Origin of the sequence: uncultured Clostridium sp., assembly GCF_937920395.1 — a bacterium.
Classification (GTDB): Bacteria; Bacillota; Clostridia; order Clostridiales; family Clostridiaceae; genus Clostridium_AD.
In genome coordinates this window covers 52559-77279 of the sequence record NZ_CALEVF010000039.1, presented here as the reverse complement: position 1 = coordinate 77279, position 24721 = coordinate 52559, and the positions used below count along the sequence as shown (strand labels likewise).

The following is a 24721-nucleotide window of genomic DNA, read 5'->3' as shown; positions in this document are numbered from 1 at the left end:
ATAAAATAGAAATTTCCTGCATTTATTTAAAATTATTTTTTATTTATAATTTTTATCATATCATTTTTTCAAAAGTTATTATTTATTATTACGTTCTAATAAATAATAACTTTAGGTACATATATATTATTAAAGAGCATTAAACAATAATCATCACTCATACCTGAAATGTAATCTGCTACCCCTCTATACAGTCCCTCATCCTCAACTATGCTCTTATAGAAGTCAGGCATAGCAGACGGATTCTTATAATAGTATTTAAAAACATTTGTTACCACAAATTGTGCTTTTTTTCTTTCTTCTTTTAATATTTCACCCTTATATATATTCTCAAACATAAAATTTCTTAAATCAACTAATGCATTTCCAACTTCAGTAGTAAGTGATACCCCTATTACTCCTCTATCTAAATTGTTTATGGTATTATAAATACAATCTTTTACTAAAGTATCTATTCGATCACCATGTTTATTACCTAATACTTTTGTTGATGCTATTGGTAACATTTCCTCTGTTAATAGTTTTGCCCTTATAGAATCATCTATATCGTGATTTACATATGCAATCTTATCACTATACCTAACAACTTGACCCTCAAGGGTTGCAGCCTCACCAAATTTTTCTAAGAGTCCACTATGATTAAGAATTCCATCTAATACTTCACCACTTAAATTAAGTCCAGCGCCCGATTTTTCTATTTTAGTTAATACCCTTATACTATTTTCATTGTGCCTAAATCCTTGCGGCAAAATATCATTAAGCACAGATTCACCATTATGTGCAAAAGGAACATGACCTATATCGTGCCCTAAAGCTATGGCTTCTATTAAATCCTCATTCAGACCAATGCCTCGGCCTATAGTTCTAGCTATCTGTGAAACTTCTAATGTATGTGTTAAACGTGTTCTATAGTGATCGCTACTTGTCTTTATGTATACTTGTGTTTTATGTTTTAATCTTCTAAATGCTTTACTGTGTATTATCCTGTCTCTGTCCACCATATAGCAAGTTCTTATGTCATCCTTTTCTTCCAAATTTTTTCGTCCTTTTGAATTTATAGATAACGCGCCATATTGTATAATGATATTACTTTCATTAAATTCTATTTTACTTCGAATATTCATAGGTTTCCTCCTAAATTTAAAAATATCTTTAACCTATTTGTTTTATTTCTTATTTAGGTGTCTTGGTGAATAAATATAAATTTTAAGTCACATTAATTTTAAGTCACATTAGTTAGTATTCTACAACTTAAATTAATTTCCCTTTTTTTACGTTAAACGTATATTATTTATATTTTATTAATATTCTAATAATAAAGTAATTTTTAGGAGTGTTAAGATGCCATCTACAGCTAAAAATTTTAATAACATAAATTTGTTATCCGAAGAAAATGTAAAAAAGAACATTCTACCTCAATATGACTTAGCTAACGCTGATATCACGCAAATTAAATTTAAAGATACTGATAAACAAAGAGCTGTATATAAAGTGCAATACTTTGACGAATGTTATTGCCTTAAAAAGGTTTATTACTCTATTAAAGATTTATTATTTGTGTACTCAGCAATAGAATGGTTATATAGAAACAATATTCATGTACCTCGAATCCTGAAGACAAAAAACAATAGTAGATTTGTAAATTACAACAACATGTTATTTATACTAACTCCCTGGATTAATGGCATAAAATGTGATTACGATAATATCGATCATATATTAGTATGCAGTACGAATCTTGCAAATATGCATAAAGTAAGTATTAACTTTAAACCCATAAATGGTAGTTCCTTAAAACAAGACTACAGCCCCTTAGGGCCTTCAATGTATAAGCACTACGAAAGCCTTCTTAATTTTTCTAATTTAGCTTATAAATATGATGATGCATTTTCAAAATTGTATCTTAAACATTTTGAAACAAGCAGTAAACTTGCTAAGTATTCTTCAAACATTGCTTATGATTTAAATCTTAATAATCTTACAAAATCATTGTGTCACCTTGACTATGTTAATAAAAATATTATTTTTGACACTAATAATGAAATATGGGTAATTGATTTTGACAAGTGCAGAAATGACTTTTGCGCTCATGACATCTCATATTCATTAAGAAGACTACTTAAAAGAGACAGTACAAAATGGGATTTAGAACTAGCAATAAGTTTTCTAGAATTATATGATACGATTTTACCTTTAACCTTGGATGATTATAAATATATACTTGTTTATTTAGCTTTCCCACAAAGATATTGGAAAATATCAAGAGATTACTATGGTAATATTAACAAATGTAATAAAAAAGCCTTTTTAAATTTACTAAATAATGCAACTAATAAAAATGACTATCAATTGGATTTTGTACAAAAGTTTAAATCATATATTGAGAACAAATTTAACATATCAAAAAAACATAATTAAATTGATATTTTCTTTTATAATATCATTTGAATATTAATAACACCGTTAATAAATTTATTAACGGTGTTATTAATATTAACCAAATTATCTTACAAGCTATTTTTCTATTTTTCCACAAAATCCACTACAATTAATCTTAAAATTAGGTACACTATATATTCTATTAACATCAGTATTCCCACATTCACATTTAATCTGAGTATCGTCGTTCATACCTTTTTCAATTATGAATTCTTTATTACATTTTTTGCATTTATATGTATATGTCAAATTGTTCACCTCTTATTTGCTGTTTTATTATGTTCTCATATCCATCTACTATATTTAATAATAGGTCATATCATTTATTATAACAAGTTTAATCGTGGTTTCGTACTATTTTATAACAGTAAAAAATAGGGCATAACACTTAAAATCAATAATGAAATTAAGTGCGATACCCTATTTTTTATACTATTTTTTTCTTGGATTGTTTATCTCAGCTTGAGCAGCTGCAAGTCTTGCAACTGGCACTCTAAATGGTGAACATGATACATAATCAAGCCCAACATTGTGACAGAATTCAACCGACGATGGATCTCCACCGTGCTCTCCACATATCCCAAGTTTTATATTAGGCCTAGTTTGACGTCCAAGGTCAGCTGCCATTTTAATAAGTTTACCTACTCCTACCTGATCTAATTTTTGGAATGGATCAAACTCATAAACTTTCTTTTCATAATAATGTTTTAAGAAATTTGCAGCATCATCTCTTGAAAATCCGAAAGTCATTTGTGTTAAATCATTTGTTCCAAACGAGAAGAACTCTGCTTCTTTTGCTATTAAATCAGCTGTAAGTGCTGCTCTTGGTATTTCAATCATTGTACCAACCATGTATTTTAAATCAATGCCTGATTCTGCTATGATTTGATCAGCTACCCTTACTACTATATCTTTAACAAATTTTAATTCCTTAACTTCTCCAACTAAAGGAATCATAATTTCTGGAACAATATTATATCCTTTTCTAGTCTTAACATCGATAGCAGCTTCAATAACTGCTCTAGTTTGCATCTCTGCTATTTCTGGATATGATACTGCAAGCCTACAGCCTCTATGTCCCATCATTGGATTAACTTCATGCAATGATTCAACAGTAGCTTTTAACTCTTCAAAGGTTAATCCCATGTCTTTTGCAAGCACTTTTATGTCCGCATCAGCATGTGGCAAAAATTCATGTAGAGGTGGATCTAAAAATCTGATTGTAGTTGGTTTTTCTTTAAGTTCTTCATATATACCTACAAAGTCACCTCTTTGAATTGGTAATAATTTATCTAATGCCACTCTTCTTGCTTCTTCATCTTTAGCAACAATCATTTCTCTTATAAGCATTATTCTATCAGAGTCAAAAAACATATGTTCTGTTCTACATAATCCTATACCTTCAGCACCATATTTAACAGCTTGTGCTGCATCTTTTGGAGTGTCAGCATTAGCTCTAACTTTAAGACTTCTTACTTCATCTGCCCAGCCCATAAATATTTCAAAGTATCCATTTATCTCAGGCTCCACTGTTTTAATTACGCCAGCATAAACATTTCCTGTACTTCCATCCATAGAAATAAAATCGCCTTCATGATATACGGTTTGTCCAATTTGAAAGTTCTTAGATTCTTCATTAACTTTTAAATCAGAACAACCGGCCACGCAGCATGTTCCCATTCCTCTTGCAACAACTGCAGCATGAGACGTCATACCACCTCTTACTGTTAATATACCTTCTGCAGCAACCATGCCTTCAATGTCCTCTGGTGAGGTCTCAAGCCTTACAAGAATAACCTCTTCTCCAGCCTCATGTCTAATTTTTGCTTCCTCAGCAGTAAAGTAAACTTTTCCACATGCAGCTCCAGGAGATGCTGGTAATCCTTTAGCTATTATTGCAGCTTCCTTTAATGCAACTGGATCAAAATTAGGATGTAATAATGTATCCAACTGTTTTGGATCAACCTTCATTAAAGCTTCTTTCTTTGTTAGCATTCCTTCTTCAACAAGTTCTACTGCAATTTTGAGTGCTGCTTGTGCAGTTCTCTTTCCACTTCTTGTTTGCAAAAAGAATAATTTTTTATCTTCGATTGTAAACTCCATATCTTGCATATCTTTATTATGTTTCTCAAGAGTATTAACAATATTCATAAACTGGCTATATACTTTTGGCATATCTTTAGCAAGTTGTGATATATCTTTTGGTGTTCTTATTCCTGCAACAACGTCCTCACCTTGTGCATTCATTAAGTACTCAGCAAAGATACCCTTTTCTCCAGTAGATGGATTTCTTGAGAACGCAACGCCTGTCCCTGATGTTTCCCCTTTATTACCAAACACCATTTCTTGAACGCTTACAGCCGTACCCCAGTCCCCTGGAATATCATTTAGTCTTCTATATACATTAGCACGAGGGTTGTCCCATGATCTAAATACTGCAGATATAGCCTCTATTAATTGTATCTTTGGATCACTTGGAAATTCTACGCCTTTAGCTTCTTTATAAAATTCTTTAAATTGTATTACTAGTTTTTTTAAATCATTAGCATCTAATTCTGTATCAAATTTTACACCTTTTTCTTCCTTTATTTTATCCATCATATTTTCAAAATTTCTTTTTTCAACGTCCATAACAACATCAGCAAACATTTGTATAAATCTTCTGTAAGAATCATAAGCAAATCTTGGATTATCTGTTAGTTTCGCCATAACCTCTACTGTTTTATCATTTAATCCCAGGTTTAAAATTGTGTCCATCATGCCTGGCATTGATGCTCTTGCACCTGATCTAACTGATACAAGTAATGGATTTTCTAAACTTCCAAACTTCTTACCTGTAAGGTTTTCAAGTTCAGTCATTTTAACATAAATTTCACTAACTATTTCGGGTGTTATTAATTGACCATCTTCATAGTATTTATTACAAGCTTCAGTAGTAACTGTAAATCCCTTTGGAACTGGAATTCCAAGACTCGTCATATCTGCAAGATTTGCACCTTTTCCACCTAGAAGATTTTTCATTGAAATATTACCCTCACTAAAATGGTATACGTACTTTTTATTTTCCATTTGCACACAACTCCTTCGATTATAATTAATATATGATAATGGTCATAAGAATATCCCATTAGCATCAATCAGCAACTTTTAAATACATACATTTTTTATAAATGTAATATATTAGAATCAAAACGTTTGCAAAAATTAATAATATGCTAAAATTTCACATACCATTTGTAACATTATACCACATTTTCATTTTGAATGTATGTCTTTTTAATCTCTTTTTTAGTCCTAATTATTATATTTTCAACTTTTGTAAAGCCAGCAACTAATAGCTGCTGGCTTTACAAAATAAAAAACTATTTTTATTCTATTTTCTAATGCTAAAATAGCAATATAAAATCACTATTTTATTCTTTCTCTTTAGTATTTTCATTTTCTATATCTTCTTTTTTATCTTCTTTTTTATCTTCTTTTTTATCTTCTTTTTTATCTTCTTCTTTGTCTGCTTCTTTGTCTTCTTCTTTATCTTTTTCTTCAAACTTTACAGTATATTGATATACATTGTCAGTGTTACTATCTTTATTATCTTTAGTACCTTTGCTAAAACTATCTTTTGTTTCATTGTATTTTTCTTTTACATCCTCACCCATATCGCTCATTTTGCTTACCACATCATCAACGGTATTTTTAATCATAGTATTAATTATTTCTACGCTACCATCTGCTTTAGTTATCTCTATTGTAACATTTGTTACTACTGCTGCAAATATGCCTATACCAAATAGTGCCGGTATGTATAATCCAATTATACCTACTGCAATACCTGCATTAACAGGAATATCTATAACAACTTTATCATCTTTTTTAATTTTTATCCGTGTTACATTACCTTTTCTTGCTATCTCTTTTATCCATGCTAAAAACTCATCCTTAGTAGTATACATTTCATCCATATTAAATTTAGCTGATTTTTGTTCTTTTGCTTCGATATAAATCAAAGCATCAACTACATTACCTTCACATTCCACCAGTGCAGCCTTAGCATCAGTATATGAAACTCCTGTCCGTTCCTTAATAATATCAATCTTTTCAAGTGTAATTTCTTCCATTAAAATCATCCTCCTTAAATTGTTGTTAAGTAATCAAACATTTCTAAGCTTTTGGGCTTTCTTGTATAATTTTGAGAAATGATAAGTGATAAAATTTTATATAATTCAAGTTTTGATGTTTTAGATACACTGATTCTATTAATTTTATCCATACCAAAGTTATTTAAAAATTTTAATGTATTATATGTTGGATTTGATATATATATACTATTTAGTTTTTCACATTCCTTGCAAATTGGACCATAAGATATCAAATCTATATAATTTGAAATAGCTATTTTTTTTCTACATCTTACACACTTATCAAAATTCAATTCATATCCTGTTGCTTTCAAGATTCTTATTTCAAAAGCCCTTGCCAGAATCTCTATATCCATAACATCATTTTTAATAAAATAAAAAGCAGTAACTAAGTCTTTAAAAAGTTCTTTATGAACCTCATCATTTTCAAGCGTTATGTCAATTAATTCATTAAAATATGAGGCATATGTAATTGTATCCAAATCTCTTAATAATTGCTGAAATGAATCTATAATTGTAACTTCGTTTATTGTATATAAGTTTCTTCCTTTGAAAAGCACAAATTCGCCATAACAAAAAGGTAAAGTCGATGATATATACCTACTTTTACTTTTCCTTGCGCCCTTTGCTATAGCTGTTACTTTACCAAAATCTTCAGTAAATAACCAGACTAACTTATCATTTTCTTTAAATTCTTGTGTCTTAATGACGATAGCTCTAGTTTTTAAGATTGCCAGAAGATCATCTCCTATTTATATCCAAGTTCTTTTAAAATGCTCGAAGTATCTCTCCATTCTTTCTTTACCTTAACCCACAATCTCAAATGAATATTTTCTCCCAATAATTTCATTATATCTTGTCTTGCATAAGTAGAAATCTTCTTTAATGTTTTTCCACCTTTTCCGATTATTATACCCTTATGAGAATCTTTTTCACAAAGTAAGTTAATATCTATATCGTAAATTTCATTTTTATCTCTCTTCATAGAAATAATTTCAACTGCTATTCCATGAGGAACTTCTTGTGATAATAATTTTAAAGCCTTTTCTCTTACGATCTCAGTAATAATAAATCTTTCTTGTTGATCTGTAACCATATCTTCTGGATAATATAGAGGGCCCTCTGGCATGTTCTCTTCTACAAGTTTTGTAACTATGTCAACATTCTTTCCTTTTATAGCAGCTATTGGTATTATTTCTTTAAAATCAAAATACTCAGAATAACCTTGAACTGTTTTAGCGACTCTCTCTTGAGTGTTCTCATCTATCTTATTTACTAATAAAAACACTGGTATTTTAGTTCCTTTAAACTGTTCAAGAATATGCTTATCACCCATATCAATTTCATCACCTGGTGTAGTTATAAATAATATAACATCTACCTCATTTGCCGACTGTTTCGCTACCTTAACCATGTATTCTCCTAGTTTATGTCTAGGTTTATGCATTCCTGGAGTATCCACAAATATTATTTGAGATTCCTTAGTTGTTAAAATTGTTTGTATATTATTTCTTGTAGTTTGGGGTCTATTTGACACAATTGATAATTTCTCCCCCATTATATAATTTATTAATGTAGATTTTCCTACATTAGGTCTTCCAATAATTGTTACAAATCCTGATTTAAACATATATCCTCCTTCTTTTTATCTTAAGTAAATAGTTTTTGTTTCTATCTTACCTTAATAAATTTTCTTTTATAAAAACACCTAATCTTATAATATATTACCAATTCGCTTAATCATATAATTTTTCATTTTTATTAATATTATATTAATATTCCTAACCTAAAAGTCATGTATAATAATTATATCACTAAATACTAGTATTTCAATATTATTATATTTATATTTAAAGTACTTTTCATTGTCAATAAATAAAGTTATCATCCTAAAATTTTAAATAGTAACAATGTTAATAATGTACCAAAAATACCACCAAACACGACTTCTAAGACAGAATGAATTTCTGAATCAACCCTACTTTGTGCAACAATTAGAGCTATAAAATAAGATAACACCATAATTAAAGGTTCATTAGTTAATAATGTTATAGTTGTTGCCACAGAAAATGCTATAGTACTATGGCCACTCGGCATACCACCTCTAAGTGGAGTTCCTTCTCCATAAATGGCTTTAACTACAACAGTTGCAATACAAACTATGACAAGTATAAAAAAAATCATGTGAGGGTCAGATCTTTTAATTTTTAGCATCACCGTCTTATTAAACGGAGTGACTCTATCCCAAAATATTATATATCCAACTAGGACTGAATTTATAGCAGTTACAAGTACTGCTCCAGCCGCCACATTTTTAGCAATTTTAGCTAGTGGATGATAGAAATTTGTTGTGGCATCTATCGCACATTCTACTGCAGTGTTTATCATTTCAGCCACTATCACTAGTGTTATGGTTATAGTAATAATTAAAAGTTCTATTTTTGAAAGATCAAAAAAAAACGTAGCAGTAAGTACTAATATAGTAGTTACCATATGTATCTTCATATTTCTTTGTGTACGAATCGAGTATATAATTCCTTCAATCGCATAATTAAAACTATCAACTAATTTTTTCACCTTCATACTTGACCACCTTTAAAAATTTTCTCGCAGGTAAGGCACATAAGAATAACCCTACTGTATTTTATCTTGCTAAACTAAAATTGTTTAATATTTCTTCTTCTCTTTTTCTCATAATGTTTTTTTGATTTTCCTCCATATGGTCATATCCAAGTAAATGCAAAATTGAGTGTACTGTAAGATAAGCACATTCACGAATGAAGGAATGCCCGAATTCCTCACTTTGCTCTTTTGATTTTTCAAGTGACAACGCTACGTCACCAATTACTAATTTTTCATCATATAAATCACTCTCGTCAAATTTATGATTTATATACACTTCTTTAAAAACCTTGTTTTCTGGATAATTTAACATTGGGAAAGATAACACATCCGTAATTTTATCTATTCCACGATACTTTTTATTTATTTCTTTAATTTCTTCATTATCTATAAATATAACACTAACCTCGTTATCTATAAGAAGTTTTTCCTCTTTTAGTGTATACTCAATAACATCCTTTATTACAGTTTCAAGTTCCTTTGTAACTTCAATTTTATTTTGCCTATTGTCAATTAAAATCATACTTTTTTTCACTCCTTAACTTGTTCTTTTTTTAGAGATACCTAATCATTTTATTATTCTAGTTTATTTTAATTTGCTCCTTATTCTCAATAGACTTATCATTTTCCCATTTATCTAGTGGATATTCTATTCTCTCATGGTATATCCCTGTAAGCACTTTTAAAAAAGATTTTCTTATCTTTTCTAAATCTTTTAAAGTTAAATCGCAATTATCTAATTGTCCATCATTAAGCCTATCTTTTATCAAATTATTGACCATTTCCTCTATTTTACCTTTAGTAGGATTTGCAATTGATCTTACAGCTGCTTCAACTGCATCTGCAAGCATTATAATTGCTGCTTCTTTACTCTCCGGATTAGGTCCCTTATACCTAAAATCTTCTTCTCTAATTTCATCTGGATTTTCACTAGCATTTTTCATAGTTATATAAAAATACTTAACTAAAGTTGTGCCATGATGTTGCACTATCACGTCTTGAATAACCTTAGGTATTTTATATTCTTTTGCAAGCTCAAGTCCGTCTTTCACGTGAGAAATAATTATAAGTGTACTCAAATTTGGAGTTATTTTATCATGTGGATTATCATTTCCTAATTGGTTTTCTTTAAAGAAATAAGGTCTCTTTATCTTGCCAATATCATGGTAGTATGCGCAGGCCCTTGCTAGAACTGGATTTGCTCCAACTGATTCCGCGGCAACCTCTGCTAAATTAGCTACAAGTACAGAATGATGATAACTACCTGGTGCTTCTAAAAGTAGCCTCTTTAATAAAGGGTGGTTCGGATTTGACAGCTCCAAAAGTTTTACTGTAGTTACAATATCAAAAAAGCTTTCGAAAAATGGTAAAAATCCTATAGTAAGTGTTCCAGCTACTAAACTTGCTATATAAACCAGTCCTGCTTTCTTTAATACATCCATTATACTATTACTAAGCAAAAATCCCATAGATAGATACATAACCAAGTTCACCATTGCAATATATAAGGATGAATATAATATATCATTTCTTTGTTGCATTTTTTTAAGCATAATAACACCTGCAATAGAGTTTAGTACGGCGAGTATTGTAACTTCAAAATTAAAATTAACTGCAACACTAATTAGAATACAATTAAGAATACTTAATGCTATAGCTACTTCATCACTTATTAAAATGGCCATAAGCATAGGAACGCAAGCTAGTGGAATTACAAATATAGATATTATGCCTAGAACTCTTGCTAGCAGTATTGAAATTATGCTAAGAATATTAATCATAATTAATTTTTTTGTATCATAATAAATTGACTGATGGTACTTGTATAAATAGAACCATTGAATCAGAATTACGAAACAAACAAGTGCTGCTAAACTTAAATATAATGACGAATTGAAATTATTAGCATTATCTAGGAGTCCCAATGATTCGAGTAGTGACATCTGCTCCGCAGTTATTGGTTCACCCTCTTTTACAATAATTTGATCCTTCTTAACAATAATCGGTTTAACATTCTTTTCGGCTTCTTTAATGGCTATATCTGTACTTGCCTTATCATATATTGTATTAGGACGAACTTCTACATTTGCAATCGCTATTCCTATTTCTCTTATATTCTTAGGAAAATTTGAGTTTATAAACGTTGTTGCAATCATCCCTTTAGCCATAACAATTTCTTCAGGCTTATTTTCATTAATTGTAGTTATATCATAAAGTGTCGTGATTGTTTTTTTGATGAATTTTTCTAATTCATCAGCTTGTTTAATATCTAAATTTATTAAAAACTGATAGTTTTCATAAGTAAAATTGGAAACTGGACTGCTTTTTTTTAATAGTTCTATTTTCTCCTTTTCTAAGACTAGTTTCGTAGCTGCATCTTCATTGTTAACAACATCTGATTTATTAACATCGGCAACATTTAATTTACTTACTGTAGAAAATAGCTTAGATATATTTTCCATAGACTTCTCATTAACAGGAACTTTTATTGTTTTTTCCCCTACATTTTTTATAGCCTTATTTATATCACTTTTTGTGGCAAGTTCATTTTCAACTTCTCTTGGAGCTTTTATATCTCCCTTGGCAATATCTCCAACATTTAAAGTGTACTTTTTAGGAACTAAAGCTGTTACTAAAATTGAATACATTATAATCGTCGTAACTATAAAAATTACATATGGCTTTGTTTTCTTTAAGTTTATAAGCTCCCTGATCTTTCTCATACCTATACCACCTTTTTTACTCAAGTAAATTAAGAATCTATTAATCTTTATTGTGCTATCTTTTTGGTTTTACTATTTTTTTGTGATTCACTATTTTTTTCGGGTACTATATTTGCCTCCTGCGCAATATTTTCTTCAGCAAGGACCAATACTCTTATAGAATATTTATTATTTTCTTTTTTTACACTTTCTATTTTATTAATGATCTTTACACTTTTATCTAACTTTCTTAAAATGTTAAAATATATTTCATCTTGTGTTTTAGTAACATCCGTAGGTATATTTTTCACTTTAACTTCGTAATATGTTTCTTTGCAGACAAACTTATTGTTATTTTCTATTTTATCATAAGTCTTATAGGGATTTAAGCTATTTTTGAGATAAACTTTTTTATTTCCTAATTTAATGTAAAAATTACTAAAAATGTTCCCTGTTCTTACCCTTGTTACTTTGCTTATTGGCGCTTCTTTAATCTGTTCATAAAAAGTTCTTGCTATAACTTCACCTTTTGCATGTACAGGGTAAACACTACCTTCTTTGCCTTGCTCACCATTAACTAATATATCACCCTTTTGCACTGAGTCCCCATCTTTCACAATGGATGTGCCATCCGTCGTGTATACTCTAGCCACTACACCATCTTTACTCGCTATTAAATTACAAGGGTTTTTATTGCTAACTATGATAGGTGGAGACTGCCTTTCTATCACATCTACTTTTAATTTAACACCGTCAATTCTTGCCTTTACCCACATTATTTCATCATTACTTCTTAGAATTTTGCTTTCAATTTCATACACATCTACGTTTTTTTTCCTCATTCCCGGTATTACACCAAATCCTTTAATTTGATTTCTGAGTTCATATGGACTTATGTAGTTTTCTGTACTAATTTCTATATTCCATACAAACGTAGATAGATAATATATTATACTGCCAAATAAAATCATTCCAATTAAGAGAGCGGATCGACTCTTTAATTTTATTAAAAAAAATGACATTCCACTTCTTCCAATAATTTTTACTCTAGTACCTGTTCGTTTTGCCACTTTACTAATTTCACCATAATCACTTAGTTTTACTTCTAAAATCACCGTTGTTATATTAATTTTTCGTATGTTTTTTACTACAACATCATTTTTCCATAATAAATTTATAAATTTTTCTGGAATTAATGATTGAATTTCCATTGTGACATTACCTTTTTTATATTTTTTAAAATTATTCATGACTTTCATACACAACTGATTTAAAATTACCACTTAAAGTTATTGTGTTTCCTCCTATAAATAATATTTTAAAATTTTTACCATATATCGAAATTGGGCCCACATTGGAATTTATTTTTATTTCTTCTTCTTCAAATACTACTATTCCCTTATGATTTTCTATGTTTATTTCATTATTTGACAAAATAGTGATTTTGGGTAAATCCAACAGTATATCTTTTGGCAAATCTAACTTACTCGCAATCATTTCTCTTGTTTTATAAAATTTATTACTCATACACTCACCTCACAAAATACTTCATATTAAATTTATGAAAAAAGTGTCTAATTAATAACCATTTATAATTTTTTAAAATAAAAAAAAGACCCAGCAAATGCTGAATCTTTTATTTATTAAAATATTATTTTGCAATCAAGTTTACCATCTAATTCACCTTTAACTTAAGGTAATGAGATAAACATAACTTTTCTTTACATTTTCATACCATTATATCCCAATACCACCACTGCTTTTTTTTGAATAGCTCTAAATTTATGATTTAGTTACTGCTGAGGAAGGTATTATAACAAGACTCTTTTACATTATAAAACAAATCTTGTCTTTCTCAATTTAAAAAATCTATTTAAATTTTCTTTTTCTTGCAGCTTCTGATTTCAATTTCTTTTTAACGCTTGGTTTTTCGTAGTGCTCTCTTTTTCTTACTTCTCCGAGCACTCCACTTCTTGCACACTTTTTCTTAAACCTTCTTAAAGCATTCTCAATTGTCTCGTCTGTTCCAACTTTAATTTCTGACATCATTATCCCTCCCTCCGCTAGCTCAATTCAATTTAAAAGCAGCTAATGCGGGGCCTAAATAGTACATTTTTTATTATACAACACTGCTTTACATAATGTCAACATTTTCATTGCTGTTTTGTTATATATATAATGCTTTTTTATAAAACATTATCAAAAATTCAATTTATTAAATTATTATAAATTAACCAGGTGGCCACTCAAGCAATCTTCCACCGAGCAAATGAAAATGTATATGTTGAACTGTTTGACCCCCTTGCTCACCACAATTAGAAACAATCCTATATCCAGTATTTGCAATTCCTAAAGTCTGTACAACCTTAGTTGCAACCATAAATATATGCCCTATTATTTCTGACTGATCTTCCTTTAAGCAATTTAAATTATCAATATGCTGTTTTGGAATAATTATAACATGTACTGGTGCCTGAGGACTTATGTCTTTAATAACTATAACTTTGTCATCTTCATATAACATTTCTGATGGAATTTGTTTTTTTATGATTTTACAAAAAAGACAATCGACCTTTTCCACACAACCCTTTTCCACATTATCACCTCCAATTCATCCTATACTATACTATTCAACATAAAAGTTAATTTTCCTTTTAAATAAATTAATTAGAATGTTTATTTTAAACTTCCACCAAGGTCAGATAGCTCATACATTATTAAACTTAAGCATGTGAATCCTGCTGTTTCTGTTCTAAGTATTCGAGGTCCTAAAGTTATGATTTTTGCTCCTATCTCTTTAAGTTTTAATATTTCATATTCCTCAAATCCACCCTCAGGTCCTATAATAATTGCAACTTTATTAATGTTTTCTTTATCTATATCTTTGACTAATTTTCTCATTCCATAACCCTCTTCATTTTCATAGGGTACTACCACTAAATCCATAGCTTTTAATTCGATAAGTAAATTATCAAAATCTATAGGTGCATTAATTATCGGTATTAAACTTCTTTTACTTTGCTTAGAAGCTTCAAGAGCTATCCTATTCCATCTAACTATCTTTTTATCAAGTTCCTTATCTTTTTTAAATTCCATTATCTCAGTTTTAATTTCTACCCTATGTGTAATTATAGGGGTTATTGCTTTAACTCCTAGTTCAGTATTCTTTTGAACTATTAAATCCATTTTTGTAGATTTAGGCATACCTTGAAATAAGTATACCTCAACAGGACTTTCGTTATTTATAGGATTTTCTTTAAGAAGATTTATATTTACAAGTTTTTTGTCTATAGAAGTTATTTCACCTATGTATTCAACGCCCTCACAATTATTAACACTTACATTTTCACCAACCTGAAGCCTTAATACCTTATATATATGTTTTACATCTTCGCCTTCTATAATAGCTTTATTATCATTTATATTACTTTTGGGTACAAAAAATTTATGCATTATTTATTCTCCCCTAACTTATACATTTACTATAATTTTGCAACTATACAAACCCATTCTCCCTCTACATTTATCTCCTCAATTGTGAATCCACACTTTATTAGATTATTTATTACTTCGTCTTTTTTACATAAAATTATTCCTGAAGATATAAAATATCCACCCTTAGTTATAATTTCTTTAACTTGATCTGTTAGGAATATGATTATATCAGCCATTATATTAGCAATAACTATATTAGCCTTTCCTTTAACAACCTCAAGTAGGTCTCCGTACAATATCTCAATGTTATCTATATCATTATATGAAACATTCTGCTTTGCAGAGTCTACAGCAACTGGATCTAAATCAACTCCTACAGTTTTCTTAGCCCCAAGCTTGGCTGCTGTGATAGCTAATATTCCAGACCCTGTACCTATATCAAAAACAGTTGAACTATCGTCTACATACCTTTCTAATGCCTTTATACACATCCTGGTAGTCTCATGAGAACCAGTTCCGAAGGCCATACCTGGATCTAGCTGAACAATTATTTCACCGGGATTTTCATTGTACTGTTCCCATATAGGCTTTATGACTATCTTTTCTCCAACCTTTAATGGTTTATAATACTTCTTCCAGTTATTTTCCCAATCCTCCTCATTTACCTTCTGCGCAGTAACAGACCCTGCTCCTTTATCTAGTCCAAAGCTAGGTAAATTATTTACTCCTATTTTAATTTCTTCTAAATGTTCATTAAAATGCTGATCTTTTTTATAGTATCCCTTAATAACAACACCACTCTTTGTATCAATAATGCTCTCATCAAAATAGTCCCAATCCGTAGTATGATCCCTTCTATAAATCAAATCTAATGGATCCAAAATAGATACCCCCTCAACTCCAGTATTATATAGCATTGCAGAAACCGCTTCAACCGCCTCACTACTTGTTATTATAGTTATCTCAATCCAATCTTTATCCATTTATATTCTCCTTATTTAAAATAAAAAACCCCGTTTCACAAAACGAAGTTTTTCATTATTATTTACCTAGTATTTTATCTACAAAAGATTTTTTGTTTTCTTCAAAAATTTCTACACTTTCACCACTAGCTTGCATAAATAGTTTAAGAGCTTCCTTTTGTTTATCATTCAAAGATTTTGGAATATCAACAATAACCTTTACGTATTGATCTCCTCTTCCATGTCCGTTTACTCTAGGTATTCCCTTACCCTTAAGTCTAAAGACAGTACCAGATTGTGTTCCACCAGGAACTTTGTATTTAACATCCCCATCTACCGTTGGCACTTTAATTTCAGTACCCATGGATGCATACCCAAAGCTTATATGTGATTCTATATGAATATCAATTCCTTTTCTCTTAAAAGTTTTATGAGGAGCTACTCTGATATTTATATATAAATCGCCTGCTGGTCCACCCTTTTCACCTTGTTCGCCTTGACCTCTTAGTGGCATAACATTTCCGGTATCAACTCCACCTGGAATATTAACCTTAATTTTTCTATTTTTTCTTTGTTTTCCAGAACCATGACAAGTTTTACATGGTTCAGAAATTATCTTACCACTACCACCACACTTATCACAAGTGCTCATGCTAGCAAAACTTCCAAATGCAGTATTCCTCTGAACTTTTATCTGCCCATTTCCACCACATTTATCACAAGTCTTAGGCGTTGTACCAGCTTTAGCACCACTACCGCTACAATCACCACATTTTTCATTTCTTGTAATTGATACATCTTTTTCTACACCAAATACAGACTCTTCAAAAGTTAGATTTATATTATATTCTAAATCTGCACCTTTTTTGGGACCATTCTGATTTCTTGACGAGAATCCGCCTCCAAATATATCACCAAATATATCTCCAAAACCACCAAATCCTGAATAATCAGAGCCACCATCAAATCCTGCTCCATTAGCATCAGCTGTACCATATTGATCATACCTAGACCTTTTATCACTATTTGACAAAACTTGGTATGCCTCATTCAATTCTTTGAATTTTTCTTCAGCTTCTTTATTATCTGGATTTCTATCTGGATGGTACTTTAACGCACCCTTTTTAAAAGCTTTCTTGATATCTTCTTCACTGGCATCTTTACCTACGCCAAGTGTTTCATAATAATCTTTATTTGCCATTCAACTCTTCACCACCTAAAATATATATACTTATATAGTATAACTAATCCTTAAAATAATACAACTATTATTATATATTTCTTCTATAACAATTAATAATACTGTTTTAATTAAGATAAACTAAAATTAGGGAAGGGTAGTTACCCATCCCTAATTTAGTTGTTTTGTTAATTATTTATCTTATTTTTTATCTTCGTCTTTTTTGTCTTCTTCTACTTTATAATCAGCATCCACTACATTGTCATCATTTTCAGTGTTTCCTTCAGCATTATCTCCACCTTGAGCAGCTTCTCCAGCTTTTGCTGATTCTGCTTCAGCTTGATATATTTTTGTAGTTACTGCATAAAATGCTTCAGTTAATTCTTCTGTAGATTTCTTTGTAGCTTCAGTATCGTCTCCATCTTTAATCTTTTTAAGAGCTTCTAATTTGCCTTCAATGTCTTTCTTATCTTCCTCTGATACTTTTTCTCCAAGGTCAGTTAAGCTTTTTTCAGTTTGGTATACTAACTGTTCTGCATTATTCTTAATTTCTATTTCTTCTTTTCTCTTTTTATCTTCTCCTGCAAATTTCTCTGCTTCTTTAACTGCTTTATCAATTTCATCATCACTTAAATTAGTTGATGCTGTAATTGTTATTTTAGCTTCTTTTCCTGTTCCTTTATCTTTAGCTGATACATTAACAATACCATTAGCGTCTATATCAAAAGTAACTTCTATTTGTGGAATACCTCTTGGTGCTGCTGCAATTCCGGATAAAGTAACTCTTCCTAAAGTTTTGTTACCTGCAGCCATTTGACGTTCACCTTGAACAATGTTAATTTCAACTGATGTTTGACCATCTGCTGCTGTTGAGAATACTTGACTCTTTTTAGCTGGAATTGTAGTATTTCTCTCTATTAGAGGAGTAGCTATTCCACCTAAAGTTTCAATTCCAAGAGTTAATGGAGTTACATCAAGAAGTAATACATCTTTAACTTCTCCACTTAATACTCCTGCTTGAATTGCTGCACCAAGTGCAACGCATTCATCTGGATTTACTCCCTTTGAAGGTTCTTTACCAGTAAATTCTCTAACTGCATCTTGAACTGCTGGTGTTCTTGTTGAACCACCTACAAGTACAATTTTATCTATTTCATTAAGAGATAAACCTGCATCTGCAATTGCTTTTTTCATTGGTTCTATTGTTGATTGAACTAAATCATGAGTTAACTCATTAAATTTTGCTCTTGTTAAATTCATATCTATATGCTTAGGACCTGTTGCGTCAGCTGTGATAAATGGTAGATTAATATTTGTTTGTGTTGATGATGATAATTCGATTTTTGCTTTTTCAGCAGCTTCTTTAAGTCTTTGAAGTGCCATTTTATCATTTCTTAAATCTATTCCATTATCTGCTTTAAAAGTATCTGCAATATGGTTCACAACTTTTTCATCAAAGTCATCTCCACCAAGTTTTGTATTTCCGTTAGTTGATTTAACTTCGAATAAACCATCACCAAGTTCTAATATAGATACATCAAATGTACCGCCACCTAAATCATATACTAATATCTTTTGGTTAACATCCATTTTATCTAGACCATATGCTAGTGCTGCTGCTGTTGGTTCATTTATTATTCTCTTAACTTCAAGACCTGCTATTTTTCCTGCATCTTTTGTTGCTTGTCTTTGACTATCATTGAAATAAGCTGGTACAGTTATAACAGCTTCTGTAACTTTTTCTCCTAAATAAGCTTCAGCATCTGCTTTTATTTTTTGTAAAATATATGCAGAAATTTCTTGTGGTGTATGTGCTTTTCCGTCTACTGTTACTTTATGATCTGTACCCATTTGTCTTTTTATTGACATTATTGTTTTATCTGGGTTTGTGATTGCTTGTCTTTTAGCTACTTGACCTACTAATCTCTCTCCATTTGCTTGAAATGAAACTACAGATGGTGTAGTTCTTGCACCTTCTGAATTAGAAATTACAACTGCTTCTCCACCCTCCATTACTGCTACACATGAATTTGTTGTACCTAAATCTATTCCTATAATTTTTCCCATTATTAAATCCTCCCTATATTCCTTTTATACCATAACAATTAATAAGTGCTATAATATTTGTATTTTTTATAATTTGAATCTTTAATTAGCAACTTTAACCATACTATGTCTTAATACTTTATCTTCTTTTTTATATCCCTTTTGTAATACTTCTACAATTTGATTTACCCCATATTGTTCATCTTCTACATGCATTACTGCATTGTGTAAGTTAGGATCAAAGTCACCTGTTGAGGACAATTCTTCAATGCCTAGTTTTTTAAATGCAGCATTAAATAATTTAACTGTATTTTCTACACCGGTTCTTAGCTCATCCCCACCACCTTCAATGGAAAGTGCTCTTTCTAAGTTATCAAGTACTGGTAGAATTTCTTTTAAAACATCCCCACAAGCATCTGTGTATATGTTTTGTTTTTCCTTTGTTGTTCTTTTCCTAAAATTTTCATACTCTGCAGTTGTCCTTAAAAGTTTATCCTTAAAAGAATCAACATTATCTTGTAAAGTTTTGTTTTCGGCTTCTAATTTCTTTTTACTTTTTCTCATATCTTTCTCTTTATCACTTTCTAAAAGTTCTTCAACTTCTTCATCTTCATCTACTATTTCAGGTTGTTCTAATACTTCATTTTCTTCTTGCGTTTCATTTTCTTCTGTTGTTTCATTTGAGTTGTCCTCAGTCTTTTTTTTGTTTTCTTGAACTTCGTTAGTTTCATCAACTGAACTTGGACTTTCATTTGAAACCTCTGTATTTTGTTCGTCTAGCATTTCTTCATTATTCGTATTCACTCAATCATTCCTCCAAATCTTGCTCAAAACAAATTTCTTAATTTAAAATTTTATCTATGGTCATTATAAATTTGAGCTATATTATCATTCAATTCTTTAACTACTCCAGTTAATACTGAGATAACTTTCCCATAGGGAATTCTTGTTGGCCCTATGACACCAATGGATCCAAGTGGAACTCCAGAAGCACTATAAACTGCTGTTATAATACTGCACTCCCTTGCACACTCAACAAAATTTTCACCACCGATTTTAATTGTAATCTTAGAAGTATTATCATTAGTACCTAGTAAACTATTTATGCTTTCTTTATTATCTACCAAGACTAAGAACTCTCGAGCTTTGGTTATATCGTTATACTCAGGGTAATTAAATATATTAGCAGCGCCTTGAATATAAACTTCTGAAGATTCAACGCCAGATAAACTATCATATAAGGCAGGAATAATACCTGCAAATATTTCTTCATAAGAAGCTAAATCACTTTTAAGATTATTGATAACTTCTAAATTTATCTGTTCAATTGTAAGTTTTCCTAATCTAAAATTAAGTATATTGGTAAGTTTTTCTATAGTAGCATTGCCAATTGGCTTACTAACCTTTATAACATTATTTTTGATAATACCACTGTCTGTAATAATTACAAACAAAATACTTATAGAATCCAAATTCATTAGCTGAATATATTTTATACAGCTTTTTTGAACAGAAGGCGCTTTTACTATAGATGTAAGGTTTGTAAGAAGAGAAAGCATTTGTGTTGCTTGCTTAACAATTTTATCAACTTCATACAGTGCGGCATTAATAAGATGATTTTTAATCATATATTCTTCCTCAGAAGATAATTTTGTAAGTTCCATAAGTCTATCAACATATAATCTATAACCTTTATCTGATGGTTTTCTACCAGATGAGGTATGTATATGTTCGATATAACCCATTTCTTCGAGGTCTGACATTTCATTTCTTATTGTAGCTGAACTAATACCTAAATCATACTTTTTAGCTATGGTTCTGGACCCTACAGGCTCACCATTATTTATATAATCTGTTATTATAGCCTGAAGTATTTTAATTTTTCTTTCATCCATTTCCATAATATCACCTCTTTTATTAGCACTCGCTTCCGTTGAGTGCTAACGGGTATACATTTAAAGTATCATTTATTATGGATTTTGTCAATAACCTTGTTTTTTCACTACAGCTATTTTTTATCTTTTATTTCAAACTAAGTCTTAAATACTCTATTTATCTCCCATTTTCTACTTAACACGTTTAAAAGACAAGTTTTGTTTTCAAGATTAATATAATTTATAATAAAAAATCCGCCATAATCACATTTGATACCTCAATACCATCGAAGGTTAAAAAAATACTATCAGGAGTTTCTGTCATAAAACCAGTGTTTGTATATTTATCAATTACATCAGAGTAAACTTCATCCATATCTTTATCAAATCTTTTCTTAAATTCGTTTTTATTAACACCTTCAGTTTTTCTAAGTCCCATGAACATAAACTCTTCCATATTATCTTTAAAAGAATTTTTTGTTTTTTCAACTATAGCACCATTATCATGATTCATTTTTTCAATATATTTTTCTATATTACCTTCATTTCTATACCGATAGCCTCCACTATACGAATGAGAAGAAGAACCGCACCCAATATATTCATCCAATTCCCAATATACTAGATTATGTCTACATTTCTTATTGTTTTTCGAAAAATTAGAGATTTCATATTGTATATATCCCTTTTCGCTTAAAAATTTTATTGTTTTAGCATACATACTTCTATCCATTTCCTCATCTGGGAGATTCAATGTACCTTTTTCAAATCTTTTATAAAACTCTGTACCCTCTTCTACTATTAAATTATAGCAAGATAAATGCTCTGGATTAAGCTTAGTTACATTCTGCAGGGTTTCTTTCCATTGCTTGATAGTTTGAGATGGAAGTCCAAACATCAAATCTACATTTATGTTATCAAAACCTAATTTTCTAGCCATTTCAAAGCTTTGTTTAAAATCTTCTATAGTATGAATTCTTCCGAGTTCTTTTAAAAGTTAATCCTGCCAGGCTTGAAGTCCGATACTAAGTCTATTTACTCCCATTTCTTTTAGGAAGTTCAATTTTTCTTTTGTAAATGTTCCTGGATTACCCTCCACTGTAAACTCTAAATCATCACATATATCTAATGCATCAATACTTTTTTTTATTATTTTCCAGCCCGCTAAAGATAAATAGGTGGGAGTTCCCCCACCTATAAAAATAGTTTTTATTTTTTTATCCTTTATATTATCTATTTCCTTTGCAAGTGCTGCAGAATAATCAAGCATACAATCCTCTTTGCCAGCTAGTGATGGAAAATCACAATATAAACACTTCTGCTTGCAAAAAGGAATATGAATATATAAAGCAACTTTCTTCATATTTTATCCTCACTTTAATTATCTTTTTCAAATCTATATTTTTAATCTACTTTAAGTATAGCCATGAATGCTTCTTGTGGAACTTCTACACTTCCAACTTGTCTCATTCTCTTTTTACCTTCTTTTTGCTTTGATAATAATTTTTTCTTTCTTGAAATATCTCCACCATAACATTTAGCTAAAACATCTTTTCGAAGTGCTTTTACAGTTTCTCTTGCAATTACCTTTGCATTTATAGATGCTTGTATTGGTATTTCAAACATTTGTCTTGGTATATGTTCTTTTAATTTTTCAGCCATAATTCTTCCTCTATGAGCAGCTGATTCCTCTGGAACAATCATAGACAGAGCATCAACTTTTTCTCCCTTAAGTAAAATATCTAACTTTACAAGATTAGCTGTTACATATCCCTTTAATTCATAATCAAAGGATGCATAACCTTTTGTTCTTGATTTTAATGCATCAAAAAAGTCATATACTATTTCATTAAGCGGCAAATTGTAATTTAACACAACTCTAGTAGTTTCTATATATTTCATATCAATGTATACGCCTCTTTTTTGTTGGCATAACTCCATAACCGATCCAAGATACTCCGATGGTGTTATGATAGACGCTTTAACTATTGGTTCTTCCATATAACTAATTTCTGTAGGTTCTGGAAGATTTGTAGGATTTGTTATCTCTATTAATTCTCCACTAGTTTTCATTACTTTATATATAACTGATGGTGCTGTAGTTATGATATCTAAATTAAATTCTCGCTCTATTCTTTCTTGTATTATTTCCATATGAAGAAGACCTAAGAATCCACATCTAAATCCAAAACCTAGCGCAATAGATGTTTCTGGTTCAAACCCTAATGCTGCATCATTTAACTGAAGTCTTTCTAATGCCTCTTTTAATTCTCCATACCTTGCACCATCTATAGGATAAATACCACTAAACACCATTGGAATCGCTGGTTTATATCCCTTAAGTGCATTTAATGCCGGTCTATCCGCTTCTGTTACAGTATCACCAACACGTGCATCCCTAACATTTTTTATAGATGCAGTTATATATCCAACATCACCAGCACTTAACATTGCTACTGGAAGATAATTTGGAACAAACACTCCAACTTCTACTACCTCATATACCTTATTAGTATTCATAAGTTTAATCTTTGTTCCTGGTTTAACTTTACCGTCTTTAATTCTTACATAACATACAACTCCTTTATAACTATCATAAAAAGAGTCAAAAATCAAAGCTTTAAGTGGTGCTTCTTCATCCCCACTAGGTGGTGAAATCTTGTTTACTACTGCTTCTAAAACATCTTCTATATTAAGTCCAGTTTTCGCCGAAATTCGTGGAGCATCAAGGGCTTCAATACCTATTACATCCTCGATTTCCTTAATTACTTCATCTGGCCTTGCACTAGGAAGATCTATTTTATTAATAACTGGTGCAATATCAAGATCATTATCTAGTGCCAAATAACAGTTTGCTAAAGTTTGAGCTTGAATCCCTTGTGACGCATCCACTACAAGTACTGCGCCCTCACAAGCAGCTAAACTCCTTGAAACCTCATAATTAAAATCTACGTGACCTGGAGTATCTATAAGATTGAATATATATTCTTCTCCATCTTCTCTTTTATAAACGAGCCTTGCCGGTTGAGATTTTATGGTGATTCCTCTTTCTCTTTCTAAATCCATATTATCAAGTACTTGCTCTTCCATTTCTCTTTTAGTTAAAGTACCTGTCTTTTCTAGTAATCTATCTGCAAGAGTAGACTTACCGTGATCAATATGTGCAACTATCGCAAAGTTTCTTATGTGTTTTTGTCTATTGCTCTGCATTAATTTTTACCCCCATTGTACTATATGTTAAATATTTTTTTGATTCTAAGCATCTAGTTGAATTATATCATAATTATATCTATTTTTGTCAATGCATTGTGATTTTACACTATAC

At 30.3% G+C, this 24721-nt stretch carries 21 protein-coding genes and 1 pseudogene; 1 reads left to right on the top strand and 21 read right to left on the bottom strand.

Annotated features, from left to right (window positions below; all coding sequences use genetic code 11):
• Positions 1-95: 95 nt before the first annotated feature.
• Entirely contained in the window at positions 96-1124 is a 1029-nt protein-coding gene (locus Q0649_RS04300; protein ID WP_298837863.1) for a deoxyguanosinetriphosphate triphosphohydrolase, read from the bottom strand.
• A 217-nt stretch (positions 1125-1341) separates the two neighbouring features.
• Between Q0649_RS04300 and Q0649_RS04295 the strand changes: the two genes are divergently transcribed.
• Positions 1342-2418 carry a CotS family spore coat protein gene (locus tag Q0649_RS04295; RefSeq protein ID WP_298837860.1) on the top strand — a complete coding sequence of 359 codons (1077 nt, stop codon included), beginning with the start codon at positions 1342-1344 and terminating at the stop codon, positions 2416-2418.
• Between the two features lie 96 nt (positions 2419-2514).
• Here Q0649_RS04295 and Q0649_RS04290 read toward each other — a convergent pair whose 3' ends face one another.
• The 20 genes and pseudogenes from Q0649_RS04290 to lepA all read right to left on the bottom strand — a co-directional run bounded on the left by Q0649_RS04290 (position 2515) and on the right by lepA (position 24606).
• Positions 2515-2688 carry an FmdB family zinc ribbon protein gene (locus Q0649_RS04290; RefSeq protein WP_298837857.1) on the bottom strand — a complete coding sequence of 58 codons (174 nt, stop codon included), beginning with the start codon at positions 2686-2688 and terminating at the stop codon, positions 2515-2517.
• 183 nt (positions 2689-2871) lie between these two features.
• On the bottom strand, positions 2872-5508 hold the full coding sequence (gene ppdK, locus Q0649_RS04285) for a pyruvate, phosphate dikinase (RefSeq protein ID WP_298837855.1): 2637 nt from the start codon (positions 5506-5508) through the stop codon (positions 2872-2874).
• Positions 5509-5852: 344 nt separating this feature from the next.
• Positions 5853-6554 (bottom strand): DUF4342 domain-containing protein, encoded by a 702-nt coding sequence (locus Q0649_RS04280; protein ID WP_298837852.1) that lies wholly within the window; start codon positions 6552-6554, stop codon positions 5853-5855.
• 14 nt (positions 6555-6568) lie between these two features.
• Complete coding sequence (recO, locus tag Q0649_RS04275; protein ID WP_298837915.1) at positions 6569-7327, bottom strand: DNA repair protein RecO; 759 nt, start codon at positions 7325-7327, stop codon at positions 6569-6571.
• A complete protein-coding gene (gene era, locus Q0649_RS04270; protein WP_298837850.1) occupies positions 7324-8205 on the bottom strand; it encodes a GTPase Era in 882 nt (293 codons plus the stop codon). The genes recO and era overlap by 4 nt, the downstream gene beginning before the upstream one ends.
• Before the next feature lie 254 nt (positions 8206-8459).
• Complete coding sequence (locus Q0649_RS04265) at positions 8460-9158, bottom strand: diacylglycerol kinase (protein WP_298837847.1); 699 nt, start codon at positions 9156-9158, stop codon at positions 8460-8462.
• 61 nt (positions 9159-9219) lie between these two features.
• The gene (gene ybeY / locus Q0649_RS04260; RefSeq protein WP_298837844.1) at positions 9220-9720 is read right to left on the bottom strand and encodes an rRNA maturation RNase YbeY; all 501 of its coding nucleotides are present in this window, start codon (positions 9718-9720) and stop codon (positions 9220-9222) included.
• Positions 9721-9778: 58 nt separating this feature from the next.
• Positions 9779-11920, bottom strand: coding sequence for an HD family phosphohydrolase (locus tag Q0649_RS04255; RefSeq protein WP_298837841.1), 2142 nt, complete (start codon positions 11918-11920; stop codon positions 9779-9781).
• Positions 11921-11967: 47 nt separating this feature from the next.
• A complete protein-coding gene (yqfD, locus tag Q0649_RS04250; RefSeq protein ID WP_298837840.1) occupies positions 11968-13149 on the bottom strand; it encodes a sporulation protein YqfD in 1182 nt (393 codons plus the stop codon).
• Positions 13142-13426, bottom strand: a complete 285-nt coding sequence (yqfC, locus tag Q0649_RS04245; RefSeq protein ID WP_298837838.1) for a sporulation protein YqfC — start codon at positions 13424-13426, stop codon at positions 13142-13144. The genes yqfD and yqfC overlap by 8 nt, the downstream gene beginning before the upstream one ends.
• Positions 13427-13768: 342 nt before the next feature.
• Positions 13769-13945, bottom strand: a complete 177-nt coding sequence (rpsU, locus tag Q0649_RS04240; protein WP_071613601.1) for a 30S ribosomal protein S21 — start codon at positions 13943-13945, stop codon at positions 13769-13771.
• 184 nt (positions 13946-14129) lie between these two features.
• The gene (locus Q0649_RS04235) at positions 14130-14495 is read right to left on the bottom strand and encodes a histidine triad nucleotide-binding protein (RefSeq protein ID WP_298837835.1); all 366 of its coding nucleotides are present in this window, start codon (positions 14493-14495) and stop codon (positions 14130-14132) included.
• An 80-nt stretch (positions 14496-14575) separates the two neighbouring features.
• Entirely contained in the window at positions 14576-15352 is a 777-nt protein-coding gene (locus Q0649_RS04230; protein ID WP_298837833.1) for a 16S rRNA (uracil(1498)-N(3))-methyltransferase, read from the bottom strand.
• A gap of 29 nt (positions 15353-15381) precedes the next feature.
• Positions 15382-16317: a 50S ribosomal protein L11 methyltransferase gene (gene prmA / locus Q0649_RS04225; protein WP_298837830.1), complete on the bottom strand. Its 936-nt coding sequence runs from the start codon at positions 16315-16317 to the stop codon at positions 15382-15384.
• A 58-nt stretch (positions 16318-16375) separates the two neighbouring features.
• Positions 16376-17497: a molecular chaperone DnaJ gene (gene dnaJ / locus Q0649_RS04220; RefSeq protein WP_298837827.1), complete on the bottom strand. Its 1122-nt coding sequence runs from the start codon at positions 17495-17497 to the stop codon at positions 16376-16378.
• A 180-nt stretch (positions 17498-17677) separates the two neighbouring features.
• The gene (dnaK, locus tag Q0649_RS04215) at positions 17678-19543 is read right to left on the bottom strand and encodes a molecular chaperone DnaK (RefSeq protein WP_298837825.1); all 1866 of its coding nucleotides are present in this window, start codon (positions 19541-19543) and stop codon (positions 17678-17680) included.
• An 81-nt stretch (positions 19544-19624) separates the two neighbouring features.
• A complete protein-coding gene (gene grpE, locus Q0649_RS04210; protein WP_298837903.1) occupies positions 19625-20305 on the bottom strand; it encodes a nucleotide exchange factor GrpE in 681 nt (226 codons plus the stop codon).
• Between the two features lie 71 nt (positions 20306-20376).
• Positions 20377-21423, bottom strand: a complete 1047-nt coding sequence (hrcA, locus tag Q0649_RS04205; RefSeq protein WP_298837822.1) for a heat-inducible transcriptional repressor HrcA — start codon at positions 21421-21423, stop codon at positions 20377-20379.
• A gap of 214 nt (positions 21424-21637) precedes the next feature.
• Positions 21638-22759 (bottom strand): annotated as a pseudogene (gene hemW / locus Q0649_RS04200) (radical SAM family heme chaperone HemW).
• A gap of 41 nt (positions 22760-22800) precedes the next feature.
• A complete protein-coding gene (gene lepA / locus Q0649_RS04195; RefSeq protein WP_298837819.1) occupies positions 22801-24606 on the bottom strand; it encodes a translation elongation factor 4 in 1806 nt (601 codons plus the stop codon).
• Positions 24607-24721 lie beyond the last annotated feature (115 nt).